This window comes from Thermogemmatispora aurantia (assembly GCF_008974285.1).
In the GTDB taxonomy this organism is placed as follows: domain Bacteria; phylum Chloroflexota; class Ktedonobacteria; order Ktedonobacterales; family Ktedonobacteraceae; genus Thermogemmatispora; species Thermogemmatispora aurantia.
The window spans coordinates 415929-432731 of sequence record NZ_BKZV01000005.1 but is presented as its reverse complement, the minus strand read 5'-3'; the positions used below and the strand labels follow the sequence as shown (position 1 = coordinate 432731).

Below are 16803 nucleotides of genomic sequence, written 5' to 3'. Positions count from 1 at the left end.
GCCATGCCCGGCAGCCAGAGCGAACCTTCCCTTGTAGTTCTTCTGCCTGTAAGTGCTCAAGCTATAGTATGCCAGATCTGGCGTCGAAAGTCTAGCCGGTAGTCTCGCCCCGCTCCCGGCTCCGCCTGTACTGTACTGTCAGCCGAGCCAGCTCGGTTGCCCCCCTCTATGGAGCGCGAGAGTCCAGGCAAGCTGGAGACGAGGAACGTAATATCCCCTACCTCTGAGTAGATTGCCTCACCCGCAGACGCCGACTTCCCCAAAGAAACCCCGCCGATGACCAGGATGTCAGCCATCGGCGGGTTCAAGAACAGCCAGCAGCTGCGATAGCTGAAGCTATAACTGGCAACTGAGCCGGACCCCCTCTGACCGCCTCTCAGGCACCGTCAGCAGAGCAAGAGGCCTGGCCAGATGAGCTGCGGCGATAGACAGAGAGGTAGCGAGCGGTGCACCGCCTAGAGCGAGCCGCCGCCGGTGACCTCCAGGACGTGACCAGAGACATAGTTAGAGAGCGGAGAGGCCAGGAAAAGCAAGGCTCCCGCCGCCTCCTCGGGCGTTCCCGGGCGGCCCAGCGGGATCAGCATCGTGGCCATCTGGCGCAACTGGCCAGGAATACCCAGCTCAACTTCATCACCCTCACGCTGAATCTTCTCACCACTCTCCTTGGGCGCCGTCAATCGCGTCTCAATGAAACCGAAACAGGCGCAATTGACCTGCACATTGTAGCGCCCCCACTCCTTGGCCAGCGTCTTCGTCAGACCGACAATGCCCGCCTTGGCCGTCGCATAATTCACCTGGCCTGCGTTGCCATGCAGCCCCGAGACCGAGCAGACATTGACCACCTTACGCGGATTGGCGCGCCCGTTGGCCTCCTGCTCACGCTTGGCCGCTTCCCGAATAAAATGGGCAGCCTCCCGCAGGATGCGGAAGGGAGCTGTATTGTGCACCTCAAGCATGGCGTACCACTGCTTATCGGTCATCTTGTGAATGACGCCATCCCAGGTGTAGCCGGCATTATTGACGATAATGTCGAGGCCGCCAAAGGTGTCGAGGGTGGTTTTGATCAGCTGAGCCGGGAAGGCTGGATCAGTCACGTCGCCGGCTACAGCGATAGCCTTGCCACCGGCATTGCGAATAGCTGCTACCGTCTCGTCAGCGGGACCCTGATCAAGATCGCTCACCACAACAGCGGCGCCCTCCGCCGCAAAGAGCTTCGCGGCAGCCGCTCCGATGCCGCGTCCAGAGCCGGTGATAATGGCGATTTTACCGTCAAGCAAACCCATTGCCTTGACTCTTCCTTTCTTCACTCACATCGTTATGGATATACAACCGAGCAGCGCCACCTTACGAGCGTCGCTGCTCGCCTTGATACTTGCGTTCGCTGTGCTCATTCCTGCTCTCTCATACGCTTCTCTGCGGAGCAGACAGGAACGGACAGGATGGAAGCAGCAGGAGAAGAGCAGGGCCAGTCTGCCCCGCCTACTCGCCACCGCGCTTGGGCAGGGCCGCCACAAAGGTCCCACTGGCCTTGACATCGCCGTTCTGATCCACCGCCTGGATCTTGCCAGCAATGCGCGCCTCGCCGTCTGCCTCGTATTTCTCAGTGATCGTTCCGCTGCAGGTAATCACGTCGTCAAGACGGGTCATGCTCTTGAAGCGCACGCCAAACTTGCGCAGGGCCGTCGGCCCCACATAGTCGCTGAGCAGCTGCCCGAGAAAGCCCATGATCAGCATGCCATGCGCAATAATGCCACCAATGCCGAGCATTTCACCGATTTTGGGATCGGTATGGAGCGGATTGAAGTCTCCTGACGCGCCAGCGTAGCGCACAAGCTGCAGATGCGTGACTGGAGCCTTGACCAGCCGGGGAATCTCATCGCCGACCTGGACATCTTCGAAATAGCGCTTCGTGGGAAGTTTGGCTTCCGTTGTCATCAATGAACTCCTTTGGTCGCTCTCTCGACTCTCGTCTCGCTAGCGAACGATCAGAACCTGACGCGCCTTTAGGACTTCCTGCCCGTTTTGATTGGTATAGCGAGTCTCCAGCGTCAGAATATCCATCGAAGAGCCATCCTTGCTCTGACGTGATTTGCCATCGACAAGTGTGGTCACACCGGTCAGGACATCTCCAGCGTAGATCGGCGCCAGATACTCGTATTCCTCTTCACCGTGGATGATACGCATCACATTGACACCGATCGCCACCAGATGCTTGACAAAGTCGGGATTACCCCAGAACTGGAAGGTCGTCGGCGTCGTCGGTGAGGCCGGGACATCAGGGTAGCCCGCTGCTTGGGCCGCCTCTTTGCTATGATAGATCGGGTTTTCATCACCGATCGCCAGATTCAGCTCATGAATCTTGCAGCGCTCCACCTGATAGGTGAACGAGGGGAAACTCTGCCCGATCTTGCTCTGGTCAAACATCAGACACCTCTTTTTCGGCAGTACGGCAGGTAGCCAGAAATAGTATATAATGATGGACGAAACGACGGCAACTGAGCTGCGGCCTCGCAGCACGTCGCCGAGGAGCAGATCGCAGCCGCACCCGGGGAGCGGTTCCCTCTTCATGCCACTTCACCGGCGGCACGGCGCGCTTTGCTGTTGACCTGCGGTTCTGGCCAACGCTGGCATTGCCTGCTTTGCAGGGTATTGTAATTGTACCCGCACCAGAGCTGCAAAAACAACGCACGTACAGAGGAAAGCCATAGATGGAACTGTCGAGCCAGGAAATCGTTGAGCGCCTCAATGGCACTCGGGCCGGTACCCTGTGGGAGGCCCTGGATATCTCGCTGGTCAGCGCCGACAAGGAGCGTGTCGTTCTGAGCATGCCGATTGGGCCGCGCCATAAGCAGCAGGCCGGTTACTTGCACGGCGGCATCTCGGTTCTGCTGGCCGAGACGGCGGCCTCCATCGGCACAGCCCTCAACATCAACATGGAGGAGCAGATGGCCCTGGGCCTGGAAATCAATGCCAATCACCTGCGTCCCAAGCGCGAAGGCCGTCTCACCGCCATCGCTACCCCCATTCACCGCGGACGCAGCACCCAGGTCTGGGACATCCGCATTCAGGACGAACAGGAGAAGCTGGTCTGTGTCTCGCGCTGTACCCTCGCCGTGGTACCGCGCCCGCCCGAGGCCATTAACCCACTCATGGCCTCATCCCAGACGTCTGAGTGATTCATCTACAGGTCTTGACAGCCTCTGCTCCAGCAGGTACCCTACCTACCAGTAAGGATACTGGCGTCTTTTATTCAGCACAGTGGGCCGTCTGGCCCCACTTCACAGGTATTGACAGGCAGGAAGGCTTGCTTGCATCGGCTGCGGGAACAGGAGAGCGGGCGGGCGCGAGGTGGACTGACAATCAGGCAGACAGAGAGGTCCTCTTCACGTCCCCGCCCCAGTTCTGTTCCTGCTAGTGTCCCCTAGGAGCAGACGCTATGGGCCTGACCACCGCTGGTCTCTCCCACTGGCAGGGCGAGCCTGCCGAAATTCCCCTCCTGAACATGACCATCGGCGACCTTCTGGATCATCGCGCCGAGGAGCTGCCCTCAAGTGAGGCCGTCGTCTATAGTGGCTATCCCGAGTATGGTGGAGCACTCGATCTGCGTTGGACTTATCGTGACCTACGCGAGCGCGCCGAGGCGGTGGCGCGCGGCCTCCTGGCTCTGGGCTTGCACAAGGGCGAGCATATCGCGGTCTGGGCGGCGAATCTCCCCGAGTGGCTGCTGCTAGAGATGGCGGCGGCCAAGGCCGGGCTGGTGCTCGTGACCGTGAATCCCGTTCTGCGCGCGCGTGAGTTGGAGTACGTGCTCCGCCAGGGCGACGTCGCAGCCCTCTTCTTTATGGCACGCATCCGCGATCACGACTGTCTGGAGACGGTACGTCGGCTGACGACTCCCGCCGGCCCTCCTGGTGTTGTGCGCAGTGAAGCTTTGCCCTGTCTGCGCTACGTTTGTCTGATTGGCCCACAGCCCGCAGCCCTGGCTCAGGAGCGCGACTGGCGGCCCGCCTTCTTCCGCGAGCTAGTGGCTGCCGGGACAGCGATCCCCCCAGAGGCCCTACGTGAGCGCCAGCGCAGTACTTCACCCGCTGATGTCGTCCAGATTCAGTACACCTCTGGCACAACTGGCTTCCCCAAAGGGGCCATGCTCACCCACCGTAATGTCCTCAACAACGCTATGCTCTTCGTGCGCCGCTCCAACGGCACACCCGCAGACCGCGTGTGTAACCCGATGCCCTTCTTCCATACCGCAGGTTGCGTGTTGGCAGTGCTGGGCTGCCTCTATATGGGCACTACGCTGGTGCCTATGCTAGCCTTCGATCCGCTCAAGACATTGCAGATCGTCAGCCGCGAGCGCTGCACGCTGTTAGGAGCCGTGCCGACCATGCTGCTGGCCCTGCTCCAGCACCCCGATTTTGGCCGCTACGACCTCTCGACGCTGCGGGCAGTGACCTCTGGAGGGGCGCCGGTACCGCTTACACTCATGCAGCAGGTCAAAGAGCAGATCGGGGCCGATATCACCATCGTCTATGGATTGACGGAATCGTCACCGGTGATCACTCAGACCTTGCCGGAGGACAGCTTCGAGCTGAAGGCCAGCACGGTCGGAGTACCGCTACCCTACACGGATGTCAAAATCGTGGACCCGGCCAGCGGTGCAGTGGTACCCTGCGGCACGCCCGGCGAACTCTGCTGTCGCGGCTACCTGGTGATGAAGGGCTACTACAAGATGCCGGAAAAGACGGCGGAGACGATCGACGGTGAGGGCTGGCTCCATACCGGTGACCTGGCAACGATGGACGACCAGGGCTATGTACGCATTGTGGGCCGCTTGAAGGAAATGATCATTCGCGGCGGGGAGAACATCTATCCAGCAGAAATTGAGGACTTCCTGCTGCAACATCCGCACGTGGCCGAAGCCCAGGTGATCGGCGTGCCGGACCCCTTTTTCGGCGAGGAGATCGCCGCCGTGATCCGCCCGCGTGAGGGCGCCCAGGTCAGCGCTGAGGAGCTGCGCGCTTTCTGCCAGGGTCAGATCAGCCACCAGAAGATACCGCGCTATTTCCTGTTCACAGAGAGCTTCCCGATGACGGCCAGCGGCAAGGTTCAGAAGTTCTTGCTCCGCGAGCAAGCCGTCAAAGAGCTGGGGCTACAGGAAGCCAGGCCCTAGTCAGCAAGCCAGAACAGCAGAACAGTCGGCGGAGTGCACTCTCAGCATGGCAGCCAGCGGATGCCGCCACCGCTGGGGGTGTACCCTCCTCGTCCCCAGCCTGACGCCCCCCCGGTCAAGGTCAAGGCCCGCGTCGGGTCCCCAGGCTCGAGCGGGAATCTTCCTCTTTGACGTTCCTCTCTCCGAGCGACAGGAAAAAAGTACCAGCCCAGGTGCGCGCCTGGCTCTCGCTCGTTCCCGCAGCCAGAAGAGGTATAGAGGGCGGGTCTCAGGACCGGCCTCGCGTACAAAGGCCAAGCCACATGAGAAAAAATCAACGCTATTGCGTGCTTGTACTGCTTCTCTTCTTGCTAAGCGGCAATGCCTGCAGCGCTGGTACCAGCATCAGCTCGACTGGTAGCGGGCAGATCACTCCCACAACCAGGGTTACGGCGACAGTCCGGCCTGGCCAGACCCTGCCCACCGTGGTCCCATCCACGGCCACTCCCACGATCGATGAGCTTGCCCGCGGTATCGTGCGCAACCTGACCCTCGACCAAAAGCTCGGCCAGATGATCATCGTCGAATTCTACGGCGCCACCTACAACGCCGACCTGCAGCAGATGATCGAGAAGAGCCAGATCTCAGGCGTGCTCATCGAGAACAACAACGGCAACGTCGAAAGCAGTACCCAACTCACCACCCTCAACGCCACCCTGCAAGCACACGCGCATATTCCCCTCTTCATCAGCACCGATTTTGAGGGTGGCTACGTCAACGAACTGCGCCGCATCACCGGCGAGCGTCCCTCAGAGGCCGCCATCGGCGCTAGTGGCAGCACCCAATACGCCTACGATCAAGGGCTGGCCGCCGCCCACACCCTCACAGCCCTCGGCCTCAATGTCAACTTCATGCCGATCGTTGACGTTCTCACCAATCCTAACAACCCTGGCCTGCCCCAGCGGACCTTCGGCTCCGACCCAACGCTGGTCACCAATATGGGACGCGCCTATCTCAAAGGTTTAACCGACGGTGGCGTCATTGGCTGCCTCAAGCACTTTCCGGGACTTGGCGCAGCCAGTGTCGACCCTCACCGCTCGCTGCCCACCGATAACCGCAGCCTGTCCCAACTGGCCAGTATCGACCTCGTTCCCTATCGCACTCTCATCAGCGAGGGCATCGTGCCGATGGTCATGACTACCCATCTGCTCAATCCTCAGCTTGACCCTCGCCTGCCTACCTCGCTCTCTCCAGCGGTGGTGACCGACCTCTTGCGCAATCGCCTCCATTTCGAGGGCGTGACCATCAGCGACACCCTCTGGATGGGTGGCATCAGCAATACCTACAGCCTCGCTCAGGCGGCGGTGCTGGCCGTCAAAGCCGGGGAGGACCTCCTGCTCGGTCCACGTGGGCTAAGCGAGACACGCAGCACACTGGCCGCACTGAAACAGGCTGTCCTCACAGGAGAACTGCCCGCCAGCCAGATCAATGCTGCCGTCGAGCGCATCCTGACCCTCAAGCTACGCTACGGCATCCTCAGCCAGACGCGCGCCCTGCAACTGCTGGCACCTCCTGGCAATGACCAGGCCCCCACAGCCCGGGCCCCCTTCTACGCCAGCGAGGTCATTGCGGACCTGCGCCGCCCACGCCCACTCTGGCAGAGAGCAGCCTGACTGCCGCTCTTGGCAACGCTGCCAGAGCCAGCAGTCAGCCTCTGCGTCTTGTCATCATTCTCCTCCGGGCCTGTCTCTAGCTACCTCCGGACCCTCCAAAGCAGCTCTGCCCGCCTCGGCTTTGAGACGCCGCAGCTCAGCCACAATCTCAGCACTCTTCATGATCGAGACGCCGATGGAGCGCAGCTCCTGCTTGCCTTGTTCATACAGACCGGAGACGGCATCTTCCACCAAGACCAGGCGGAAATCGCGCTCGCTTGCCTCGTAGAGAGTCGCCCGTGGACAGTTGGGAAAGTTGCAGCCACAGATGATCAGCGTCGAAACATGGGCACGATGCAGATAGTCCTCCAGCGGCGTGCAATAGAAGGCTCCCCAGCGCGGCTTGTAAATGACCACCTCATGGGGCCAGAGATACTGAATCTGACCAGCCAGCAGGCGAGCCGTTTCCAGGCGCGAGAAGCGATCAGGCAGCAGCTCTGGCACGATTTCGCAGCCCGGGGAATCAGCCAGGACCCAGCTAGCTCCACGCTCCACCGCTGCCCGGCGGCAGAGATCCACGTTTGAGCCATCAGCCAGGTAGATGCGCACAACATGGATAATCGGACGTTCCGCCTCCCGAAAGGCCTGCAGGAGGCGCACAATGCGCGGCACAATTGCCACGGTTCCTGCCACTCCCGCCGGCTGGCCATCGAGAAAGTCTCTTTGCATGTCAATTACAATGAGAGCAACAGCAGTAAAATCAGGAGCGATGTAGTGATCCATAAAGCTCACCAGAGACAGCTCTTGGCTCATACCAATCAGCACTTTGTGGCCATTGTATCACCATTGAGCCGCTGGAGTCGCAGAAAGCGAAGGAGAGAGCTGGTGAGCAAACACTGGTCCTGGCACTTTCTTACCAGGGAAAATCAAACCAGAGCCATCAAACGTTGTGAGATTTTTTTCCCTGGAGACGTAGTACTGAAGGGGTCAATGAGGAGAGAATCGCACCCGTGACAGGGTGCTGCTGGTGCCAGGATTCTCTTTCTTGCTCGTTGCTACCCCTAGTGCTGCATTACCAGCAAGTGTCACTGATCAAATATCCACCGAGGACGCTTCTCCTTCAGCCATCAGACAGCGAACTGTGGGAATGACATATTCGAATGGTGCGGGAAGGAGTTTCAGACACATGAGGAAGCAGAAGGTAACCACAGGCGTTTTTCACTTGCTGCTTCTGGTGGGACTGGCCCTCTTTGTTGCCGCCTGCGGCAGCGGCGGACAGAGCGGGACCACCACTAAGGCCAAAGCGCCGGCCAGTCAGCAGAAGTTTATCTTCACCAACGCCGGTGTACAGGACATCGAGACCTTCGACCCGGCGATGGTGACCGACCTACCCTCGTCGACCGCCATTAACCTGGTCTTCACCGGATTAGTGACGCTGGACGAGAACCTCAACGTACAGCCGGAGATTGCCTCTTCGTGGGACATCTCTTCGGACGGTCTCACCTATACTTTCCATCTGAAGACGAATGTCAAGTTCAGCGATGGCACACCTGTCACCTCGGCAGATGTGGCCTACAGTATTGACCGAGCCCTGCAGCCGGCCACGAAGTCGCCGGTCGCTGGTAGCTATTTGAGCTTGATCAAGGACTCCGACCAGCTGGGCGCCGGTAAGATCAAGACCATCATTGGCGACAGCCTGAAGACCCCTGATCCACAGACGATCAGCATCACGCTCAACAAGAAAGCTGCTTACTTCCTGGATGCTCTGGCTTACCCCACCTCCTACGTGGTGGAGAAGAGCCTCATTGAGAAGTACGGCAAGAGCTGGACCGACCATCTTGAGGAGGGGGGCGGTACCGGTCCCTTCAAGGTGCAGTCCTACCAGCACAACAAGCAGATCGTCTTTGTGCCCAACCCCTACTATTATGGGCCAAAGCCGCAGCTGCAGCAGATTATCATGCCCTTCTACCAGGACGTGAAGACGGCTTACCAGGTCTACGAGACTGGCCAGGTCGATATCACGCCGATCCCTATCACCAACATCCAGCAGGCGCGTGCTAAGACCGCCGAGTACAGCGAGACGCCGCAGCTCTCGATCGACTATCTGGGCATGAACTATCTGGTCAAGCCCTATGATAACATCCACTTCCGCCAGGCGCTCTCGCTGGCCATCAACCGTGACCAGATCATGGCGGCCATCTGGAAGAACACTCGCCTGCCGACATACCACATCGTGCCGAAGGGCATGCCGGGCTATAACGCCAGCCTGACTGGCCCGGCGGGCGTCACCTCAACAGCGGGCGACAAGACCAAGGCCAAGCAGCTCCTGCAGCAGGCCCTCCAGGAAATGGGCCTCTCCAGCCCATCCCAGTTGCCCCCCCTGCAGCTCTACTACCCCACTGGCTCACAGGACGTGACCAACGAGATCACGACTCTGACCAGCCAGTGGCAGAGCGTGCTCGGGATCACTGTGAAACCTGTGGCCACCGACTTTAACAAGCTGCTGGAGGACTTGAACGCGGCTCCGGGGAACCCCAAAGGTATCGGCTTCTGGTCGATCGCCTGGATCGCCGACTACCCCGATCCGCAGGACTGGCTGACCCTCCAGTTCGACAAGGGTTCTCCCAACAACCAGGTCAACTACGGCCAGAACAATTCCAGCGACGCTGCTCAGCAGCAGCAGGTTCAGCAGAACCTGGAGCAGGCTGACGCGATGGACAACGGCCCGGCCCGCTACCAGGCTTACAACCAGGCAGAGCAGCAGCTGGTTAACGACGTTGCCTGGCTCTCGCTTGATCAGCGCATCGGTGTGCGCCTGCTCAAGCCGTATGTGATCGGCATGAAGTTCAACGCTGAGGGTCTCTTCCCGCCTGAGCTGTGGGCTGATGTCTACATCGCTCAGCACTAGTCTGACCAGTCCCTGAGCACAGCACAGAAGCTCCCGGAGGAGGTCCAGGTAGACACGCGCTGGTAAAGCACCAAGCCGGCTGCCAGCCGCCGCGATCCCGCTCGATCGGATCGCTCGCTCAGCGGCTGCGCACGCCGGCTTTTTTCGCCTATTTCATTCGCTTCAGCAGGCGAGGCGGTGGCTCGGCAAACGGCCCTACGCCGTAGAAGGCATCGCGATTCCACAGTGCCTGAAAGATCGCCGCCGTGGAGGCCAGTAACAGCCAGAGAAAGAGCGTGGCGAGCGAAAGCGCGACGAGCGTATCGCGTAGACGGAGCAGGGCCACAAGCACGCTCGCCACCGTCAGACCCAGCATGCAGAGCGTCAACAAGAGCGCGTTCAGTGGTGAGCGCAGGCCAAAATAGGCCGCGCTGAAGATGATGTAATCGAGCCACGAGGCAGCCTGCAGGACCAGATAGGCTGTGCGCCCCTTGCTGTTGACCGGCTTGTTGAGAACACGTAGCAGCCCCCAGATGGCCGACAGGTTGTTGATCGTCCAGGCGGGACCAAAGACCCAGGCCGGGGGTGCAAAGATCGATTGCCTCAATGCTTCGAAATAGGAGACATCTCCGAGGAGCTGCCCCGGACTGCTGATTCTCCGCCCCTGCCAGCGATTGACAAGACCGCTCAGGGCAAAGGTTAGTCCCTGGACGAGCAAATAGAAGAGCAATCCATGATACCAGCGCCAGGGTCGGCCCGCTTCGCGCATCCATAGCTCTCTTCCCAGGCTCCACCAGCCTCCGCCTCTCTCCAGCCTGTCTTCGGCCCGTTTGAGCAGCCGCTCCATAGGCGTCTCCTCCTTCCTGGTCTGTTTGGGCAGGGGTGAGTTCTCCCAGCACCTTTGTATATCTGCCTCTGCCTGCTATTGTACCCCTGCAAGCAAGCGAGCAGCCATTGAAGGAAGCTCCACCCTTGCTTGCAGGGCAGCAGGCCCGGCAGGAGAGGCAGGGACCTGCCCCCGGCAAGGCAGGCAGAAGGAGGGGAGGGAGAGAGACAGACAGGCAGCGGTGGGCAGCCCAGCCGGCCACGGCCAGGCCAGGTGGAACAGCTCCAACGCCCGCGCATCTCCACCCTGGTTAGTGAGAGAGGGAGCTGAGGCTCGCACCAGGGAGAGGAGCGAGCACAGCAAAGCGGCAGGTGAGGAGCAGGCGGTCAGCGGGCGGGGAAACGGCCTGAGGTCAGACCGAAGGTGACAGACCGACCGACAGACAGACAGACAGGCAAGCAGCCCATCATCCGGCTGTCACAACGTCTGAACGAAGCTGGCAATGATGGTCTGCACTTCATCCAGCCGTCCCTGGAAGAAGTGGTCCGCTCCCTCAACCGCGATCATCGTCTTGGGAGCCGGCAACTGCTCAAACCAGCGAACTGTCAGAGCATAGGGTGCAACTTCGTCCCGCGTCCCGTGGATGATCAGCTTGGGCTTGGTACAGCCCTGCAATGTGTCGCCATCGAAACTGCGCGCAGGCACACCCAGGCCGATGAGTGCCCGCACCCTGCCATCGATGGCCCCCACCCGCAGGCCCACATAGGCGCCAAAAGAGAAACCAGCAAGAATGACGGGGAGGCCCGGATAGCGATGACTGAGGAAATCCAGCGCATAGCGCACATCATCCATTTCCCCCCTCCCTTCATCATAGCTACCCGAACTTCTCCCTACCCCCCGAAAGTTGAAGCGCAGCGCCGGTATCTGCAAGGCCTGAAGAATCTGGGCCACCTTGAAGACGACCTTGTTGTCCATCGTCCCCCCATACAACGGATGTGGGTGACAGACCAGGGAGACATAGTGCGGTTTGACACCCGCTTCCTCGGGCTTCAGAATGCCCTCAAGACGGCCCAGAGGTGACGGTATATCAACGTGTAAGATCTGTGCGATAACATCCCCCGCCTTTCTAGTCTGAAAATAAAGAGCTACCCATAGCAAGAGTCGTCACTCTCATAGTATAGCACGAATCTTTTGTCCGCTACAGATATGCTACTTTATGCACTGTGCAGATTGATAGTGCCAGTGCCGACATCGAGGCGCAAGAGCGCCGCTGGCATTGGCCCACTCCCTGGTACTAGAGGTCCATAGTAGGTAGCTGAGCCGGCATTAGTACTGACCTGGATTGGGAAGGCGCTCACGATCTTGCCGCTGTTCACATAGGCGTCCACCACGACAGCGGTAGAGGCAGGCAGGGTAACATTGAGTTGGCCAACCTCACTATGAATCTGAAAGAGCGGTCGCCCGCCCGCAACGGGACGGGTATCGAGCGTTCCATTGAAGGTGACCTGGCCATTGACCGTGCGCAGGCTACTGCCATTGGTCAAGGTCGTCCTCTCAACGGTGATATTGCCCGCCTCATTCTCGACCACCAGCATGCCATTGAGGCCCTGGATGTGGACATCGCCCACAGCCAGCTCGACATTCAGCTCGAAAGGGGTAGCTCCCTGATTGACCTGAGTCGGCAGTTTGAAGCGCAAATTGACGGTGTCGTTGGGGCCATTCAAGCCCTCACTCTGCGGCAACGTTGTCGTAACCTGCAAGCTGGTTAGTCCCGGCTGTATCTGAACGCTGATACGTTTGAACTCTTCATCGGCCTCGGCCTGGCCCCCCACTCTCACCTGTTTGATGACCGTCAGCTCCGGGGTAGACAGGCTGGAATCGACAGCGATGTCTACGCTGCCGATCTGGCTGCTAACCTTGAGCTGCTGCAAGTTGTTAATAGGGATCGTCTGCTGACTTGTCTGAGTATAGGTGTTGACAGCCGGCCCCAGGATCGGCAAAGGACTGCTGCCGGTGACGCTGCGCAGGGCAGCAAAGACGGCCACGACGATCCCGAGCAGTAGCAGAAGGATGGCCGCGCTGCATCCGCCGAGAAACCAGAGCCAGGGGTGGCCGTGGCGCTTGTGTCGTCGGCGGTAGTCTGCCTGGTGTCCTCTCCGATAGCTCGCAGGCTCCTCTTCCTCCTCGACAAACAGGAGATTCTCCCGTCCTCCTCCCATTGCAACCCCTTCCACCACCTCCTCCTCAGCGCCCTCCTCCTCCCACCGAGAGGCCCTTCTGCGCCTCAGCGGCTCCTCCGCTGGCTGCCAGCGAGCGGCCTCGGGGCCGCTGGGACGAGAGCGACGCTGCGCTCGGCGGCCCGGAGGAAGGAATTCTTCATAGGCAGGCCAACTGTCTTCTCCTGGCTCCTCGGACCAGCGAGGTCCTTTGCTCTCTCTGCTCATAGCTGCTCCCCTTCTCTTGGATCTGGTGCCGGAACGGCTTCGCCCTCGGTCTGGCTTGGCCGAACCACGCCAGTCACTACTGGGGCAGATTCCTGCTCCTCTTTTGGAATACGCTTGAAGAAGGCCACAGGTTGGCTCTCGCGAAAGGCTAAAGCTGGAATAACGGCCAGCAGACAGAGTACACCCGCTACCAGGAAGATCGTGGTATAGACGGTATGGGCAGCGGCGACCAGATAGGCTGTATAGGCGTCCAGGTAAGCAGAGCTGAAGGGAGTGACCCCAGGCGGGGGGACAAAAGCAGCAGCCAGAGCGCGAAAATAGCCCAGGCCCCAGGAAGTGAGCGCCGCCAGGCCGAGAATCATCCCTACCATGCGCAGCATCGTGACGAGAGCCGCCGCCAGGCCACCCCGCTGCTCACGTGCCGCATCCAGGGCAATCACCCCAATGGGGGCAATGACCAGGCCAAAGCCCCAGCCTCCCAGCATAGTGCTCAGCGTGATCTGATTCCAGTCCACGCGTAGCGGCCACCAATGCATCAACCAGAACGCCGCCGCGGCGCACAGTAGCCCGGCGATAGCCACTGGACGGCTTCCCAGACGCTCGCAGAGCCAGCCACCGACCAGCGCCCCGACGGGAATCATCGCCGTCAGCCGCAGCAAGGCAAGGCCACTGGAGATGGCCGTCTCGCCTAGCACAGTGGCGACGAAGATCGGAATGTCTACCATCGCAATGATCAGGGCCGCTCCCACGAGCAGGCTGACCACAGCCGCCGCTACAAAGGAGAGGCGGCGAAAGAGGCGCAGGTCGAGCACGGGCGCGCCGCGACCAGGCAACCTCAGGCGAGACCAGCGCCCTCGCCCACCAGGACCGGCCTCGCCTTCTTTTGGTGGCTCCCCCCGCTGTAGGCGCAGCTCCACTATGACGAGCAGGACGAGCAGAAGCAGTGCCAACCCGAGCAAGACGGGATTGCCGTGCGCGCTGGCACTCTCTAGCGCACCCCGAGCCTGGAGGTCGCCGGGTTGCCCTGCTGTCAAGAGCGCAGCCTCCTGCGCCAGACCGAGGCTGAGGCAGAGCAGGACAGCCCCCAACAGAGCAGCACCAACCAGATCGACGCCAGGCCGCTTCTCCTTCCTTGGCATTGAAACCTGCACTGACTCGCGCAGCGAGAAGGCCAGCGGCACCATGAGGGCGGCCACCAGAGGCAGGTTGAGCAGGAAGATCGCGCTCCAGCCTAACGTCTGCGTAATCCAGGCTCCGTAGAGGGGGCCGAGCACGCCCCCGGCCTCGGTGACCATCCCGATCAGCCCAAGAGCCGGGCCTAAACCGCGCGCTCCATAGTAGTCGCCAACAATCGCCATCGCGATCGGTACAACAGCGCCCCCGCCCGCCGCCTGCAGCACACGCGCCCCCACTAACCAGACCAGACCGGGCGATTGCACATCCACGCCAAGCATCTGCAAGAAACTCAAATCATTCTGCGACCCAAGCCAGGGAGCCAGTCCGCAAACCAGCGAGGCGCAGGCAAACAAGGCCAGACACAAAAGCAGCAGGCGCCGCCGCCCATAGCGATCAGCCAGCTGACCCAGCAGCGGCATGGCAATCACATACCCCAGCAAGTAGCCGCTGATAATCCAGGAGGCGCGGTCGAGCTGCAAGATCGGTATCTGCAGATCGGCAACGATCTGGGGTAGCGCCGTGACCACCACCGTTTGATCAAGGGCCGTTAAGAAGACTGCCGCACAGACAAAGATCAGGGCCAGGAGGGATCGCTGCCCACGTATCTCAGCCTGGCGACGCCCCGTGACATGAGCAAGAGAGCGCACCTCTCACCTCCAGCGGCAGAGAGACCAGCAGCTCTGGCAGGGATCAAACAGCTGGCGCACTAATCGTAATCGTTTCGTTGAACTTCGAGAGCTTCAACGTGCGGACCGTCTGGCTCGTATCGCCATCGGCAGCCACCCCCGTCAGGCGTATCTGGTGGGGCAGCTGATCGTTCTTGCCGATCCAGACAGCGGCATCGAGCAGCGAGCCAGCCCGCGTCTGATCGCCCAGCAAACCGCGTAGATAAGCGGCATCGAGCTTGCCGGTGATGTTCCAGCAGGCAACGCCATCGATGCTGCTCTCGCCGGGTGTAGACGGATTGCGAATCTGCCCCAAAAGGGCGGCGATCCCAGTGCGCGAGTCAGAGAGCACGCGGGGATCAGGCAGTCCGTTGATGGTCTGCCAGCGTCCCGTAATGGGATCGGTCATATATTGCTGTCCGCCCACCACAATGATCTTGACCTGCACCAGCGAGCCAAGGACCAGGGCCCCAGCATCGGCTTGCAAGCGATCGGGAACCAGCAGATCACCATCGGCGCTTTGGATGACCAGGGTGGCGCCGCTGCCAGGGTGCTCAACCTCGAGATTGAAATGATAGGAGTGAACCTTTTGCATGGCCGCCTGGGACGCGGCGAGCAATTGCCGCGCATCAGGGGCTGAGCTGCCGCCGCAGGCAGCCAGCATGAGCAGAGCGCTCAGGGCCACCACCGCCGATAACCATCCGCCTCGGCCCAACCCGGTATGCCTCGCTCTCCTTTCATACGACACGCTTCTTGCTGTATTCATATGTTTCAACACCTGCGTCTTCTGATGGTGCATGCTCCGCCTCGTCCTATGCTTCTGCTAAGGATTGTACCAGTTATGAGGGCTGAAGGTAAGGCAGCGGTCTCTCTCCTTCCCCAGGGTCCACGCGCGATCGATGGATGACTCCGGCCTGCTACCGCTGGCCTTGCTGGTTAAGCTGCCCTGCCGCTCGAGAAGAGCAGCCCTTTTCAAGGAGAGCAGCGCAAGCTATAATTACCATGCAACGACAGGCAATACGTCAGCAGGCACGAAGGAGCAACTGATGGCTGAGAAGCCGCGTTTCCGTGTTCGCTTCTGGGGCGTGCGCGGCAGCTACCCGGTACCAGGAACACAGACGCTGCGCTACGGTGGCAATACCGCTTGCGTCGAGGTGGATGCCAGCGGGCGTACGCTGGTGCTGGACGCCGGCAGCGGCATTATCGCCCTGGGCGATTCGCTGCTGCGGCGCAGCAACGGCAATGCGCTCCACATCGCTCTGCTGATCACTCACGCTCATGGCGACCACCTGCTCGGACTGCCTTTCTTTGCTCCTCTCTATGAACCAACGGTCAGCATCGACTTCTTTGGTCCCCGCCTTGCTGGACGTGATGTCGAAGGGCTTGTTGTACCCGTCATGTCGCCACCCTACTTTCCCGTCGATATTCGTCAGCTACCATCGCAGCGAGCCTTCTACACTCTGGAAGATAACATGTGGATCATCTGGAAACCAGGTTGCAAGCAGCCGCTCTTGCTGCAAGAAAATCAAGCTGCCTGGGAGCCGCCTCCTTTACCGACGGAGGTCCGCGTTCATGCCCGGTTTACGACCCTCCATCCACAGAACGGCTCGCTGCTTTACGCCATCGAACACGCCGGGCGGCGCTTGATTTACGCCACTGATCTAGAATGGGGAGAGGAGTACCAGAGCGAGATGCTGGCTTTCCTGGAACGGGCCGATCTCCTCATCCACGATGCTCAGTATACTCCCGAAGATTATCAGCAATCGCGGCGCGGCTTCGGCCATAGTACTTACGAGATGGCGGCGACAGTGGCGCAATTGGCCAGGGTACGCGAGCTGGTTCTCTTTCACCACGAGCCAACCTACGATGACCAGAAGCTGGAACGCATCGAGTCCGCTACTCGCCGGCAGTTCAGTCGGTCGCGCCTGGCCCGAGAAGCGATGGAGATCGACTTGCTGGTCAGCCCATAAAAGCCATGTCAGTCCGTCACCCGAGAGAGGCTGA

At 60.4% G+C, this 16803-nt stretch carries 14 protein-coding genes; 5 read left to right on the top strand and 9 right to left on the bottom strand.

What is annotated here, in order from left to right:
• Positions 1–455: 455 nt before the first annotated feature.
• The 3 genes from KTAU_RS16740 to KTAU_RS16730 form a co-directional block, all read right to left on the bottom strand.
• Positions 456–1283, bottom strand: a complete 828-nt coding sequence (locus KTAU_RS16740; RefSeq protein WP_151729440.1) for an SDR family NAD(P)-dependent oxidoreductase — start codon at positions 1281–1283, stop codon at positions 456–458.
• A gap of 196 nt (positions 1284–1479) precedes the next feature.
• Positions 1480–1935 (bottom strand): MaoC/PaaZ C-terminal domain-containing protein, encoded by a 456-nt coding sequence (locus tag KTAU_RS16735; RefSeq protein WP_151729439.1) that lies wholly within the window; start codon positions 1933–1935, stop codon positions 1480–1482.
• 39 nt (positions 1936–1974) lie between these two features.
• Positions 1975–2424 (bottom strand): FAS1-like dehydratase domain-containing protein, encoded by a 450-nt coding sequence (locus KTAU_RS16730; protein ID WP_151729438.1) that lies wholly within the window; start codon positions 2422–2424, stop codon positions 1975–1977.
• Between the two features lie 284 nt (positions 2425–2708).
• Between KTAU_RS16730 and KTAU_RS16725 the strand changes: the two genes are divergently transcribed.
• The 3 genes from KTAU_RS16725 (at position 2709) to KTAU_RS16715 (ending at position 6822) form a co-directional block, all read left to right on the top strand.
• Positions 2709–3176 carry a hotdog fold thioesterase gene (locus KTAU_RS16725; protein ID WP_151729437.1) on the top strand — a complete coding sequence of 156 codons (468 nt, stop codon included), beginning with the start codon at positions 2709–2711 and terminating at the stop codon, positions 3174–3176.
• 260 nt (positions 3177–3436) lie between these two features.
• Complete coding sequence (locus tag KTAU_RS16720; RefSeq protein ID WP_151729436.1) at positions 3437–5170, top strand: AMP-binding protein; 1734 nt, start codon at positions 3437–3439, stop codon at positions 5168–5170.
• A 302-nt stretch (positions 5171–5472) separates the two neighbouring features.
• Positions 5473–6822 (top strand): glycoside hydrolase family 3 N-terminal domain-containing protein, encoded by a 1350-nt coding sequence (locus KTAU_RS16715; protein WP_151729435.1) that lies wholly within the window; start codon positions 5473–5475, stop codon positions 6820–6822.
• Between the two features lie 54 nt (positions 6823–6876).
• Here the strand turns inward: KTAU_RS16715 and KTAU_RS16710 are convergent, their stop codons facing one another.
• Positions 6877–7614 (bottom strand): cysteine hydrolase family protein, encoded by a 738-nt coding sequence (locus tag KTAU_RS16710; RefSeq protein ID WP_228026504.1) that lies wholly within the window; start codon positions 7612–7614, stop codon positions 6877–6879.
• 373 nt (positions 7615–7987) lie between these two features.
• On the opposite strand from KTAU_RS16710, the gene KTAU_RS16705 reads away from it, so the two are divergent.
• Complete coding sequence (locus tag KTAU_RS16705) at positions 7988–9709, top strand: peptide ABC transporter substrate-binding protein (RefSeq protein ID WP_151729434.1); 1722 nt, start codon at positions 7988–7990, stop codon at positions 9707–9709.
• A 148-nt stretch (positions 9710–9857) separates the two neighbouring features.
• On the opposite strand, the gene KTAU_RS16700 is transcribed toward KTAU_RS16705, so the two are convergent.
• The 5 genes from KTAU_RS16700 to KTAU_RS16680 form a co-directional block, all read right to left on the bottom strand.
• The gene (locus tag KTAU_RS16700) at positions 9858–10535 is read right to left on the bottom strand and encodes a tryptophan-rich sensory protein (protein WP_151729433.1); all 678 of its coding nucleotides are present in this window, start codon (positions 10533–10535) and stop codon (positions 9858–9860) included.
• Between the two features lie 456 nt (positions 10536–10991).
• Positions 10992–11489 carry an alpha/beta hydrolase gene (locus KTAU_RS16695; RefSeq protein ID WP_228026503.1) on the bottom strand — a complete coding sequence of 166 codons (498 nt, stop codon included), beginning with the start codon at positions 11487–11489 and terminating at the stop codon, positions 10992–10994.
• A gap of 239 nt (positions 11490–11728) precedes the next feature.
• Complete coding sequence (locus tag KTAU_RS16690) at positions 11729–12958, bottom strand: DUF4097 family beta strand repeat-containing protein (RefSeq protein ID WP_151729431.1); 1230 nt, start codon at positions 12956–12958, stop codon at positions 11729–11731.
• Positions 12955–14781, bottom strand: coding sequence for an MFS transporter (locus tag KTAU_RS16685; protein WP_151729430.1), 1827 nt, complete (start codon positions 14779–14781; stop codon positions 12955–12957). The genes KTAU_RS16690 and KTAU_RS16685 overlap by 4 nt, the downstream gene beginning before the upstream one ends.
• A gap of 43 nt (positions 14782–14824) precedes the next feature.
• Entirely contained in the window at positions 14825–15565 is a 741-nt protein-coding gene (locus tag KTAU_RS16680) for an LppX_LprAFG lipoprotein (RefSeq protein WP_170293377.1), read from the bottom strand.
• Between the two features lie 280 nt (positions 15566–15845).
• Between KTAU_RS16680 and KTAU_RS16675 the strand changes: the two genes are divergently transcribed.
• Positions 15846–16769, top strand: coding sequence for an MBL fold metallo-hydrolase (locus tag KTAU_RS16675; protein WP_170293376.1), 924 nt, complete (start codon positions 15846–15848; stop codon positions 16767–16769).
• The last annotated feature ends 34 nt before the right edge of the window (positions 16770–16803 follow it).

What these genes read in the sequence shown, in the direction of transcription:
- KTAU_RS16740 (WP_151729440.1), bottom strand. Translation starts at nt 1,283, where the DNA reads ATGGGTTTGCTTGACGGTAAAATCGCCATTATCACCGGCTCTGGACGC.
- KTAU_RS16735 (WP_151729439.1), bottom strand. Translation starts at nt 1,935, where the DNA reads ATGACAACGGAAGCCAAACTTCCCACGAAGCGCTATTTCGAAGATGTC.
- KTAU_RS16730 (WP_151729438.1), bottom strand. Translation starts at nt 2,424, where the DNA reads ATGTTTGACCAGAGCAAGATCGGGCAGAGTTTCCCCTCGTTCACCTAT.
- KTAU_RS16725 (WP_151729437.1), top strand. Translation starts at nt 2,709, where the DNA reads ATGGAACTGTCGAGCCAGGAAATCGTTGAGCGCCTCAATGGCACTCGG.
- KTAU_RS16720 (WP_151729436.1), top strand. Translation starts at nt 3,437, where the DNA reads ATGGGCCTGACCACCGCTGGTCTCTCCCACTGGCAGGGCGAGCCTGCC.
- KTAU_RS16715 (WP_151729435.1), top strand. Translation starts at nt 5,473, where the DNA reads ATGAGAAAAAATCAACGCTATTGCGTGCTTGTACTGCTTCTCTTCTTG.
- KTAU_RS16710 (WP_228026504.1), bottom strand. Translation starts at nt 7,614, where the DNA reads ATGAGCCAAGAGCTGTCTCTGGTGAGCTTTATGGATCACTACATCGCT.
- KTAU_RS16705 (WP_151729434.1), top strand. Translation starts at nt 7,988, where the DNA reads ATGAGGAAGCAGAAGGTAACCACAGGCGTTTTTCACTTGCTGCTTCTG.
- KTAU_RS16700 (WP_151729433.1), bottom strand. Translation starts at nt 10,535, where the DNA reads ATGGAGCGGCTGCTCAAACGGGCCGAAGACAGGCTGGAGAGAGGCGGA.
- KTAU_RS16695 (WP_228026503.1), bottom strand. Translation starts at nt 11,489, where the DNA reads ATGGACAACAAGGTCGTCTTCAAGGTGGCCCAGATTCTTCAGGCCTTG.
- KTAU_RS16690 (WP_151729431.1), bottom strand. Translation starts at nt 12,958, where the DNA reads ATGAGCAGAGAGAGCAAAGGACCTCGCTGGTCCGAGGAGCCAGGAGAA.
- KTAU_RS16680 (WP_170293377.1), bottom strand. Translation starts at nt 15,565, where the DNA reads ATGAATACAGCAAGAAGCGTGTCGTATGAAAGGAGAGCGAGGCATACC.
- KTAU_RS16675 (WP_170293376.1), top strand. Translation starts at nt 15,846, where the DNA reads ATGGCTGAGAAGCCGCGTTTCCGTGTTCGCTTCTGGGGCGTGCGCGGC.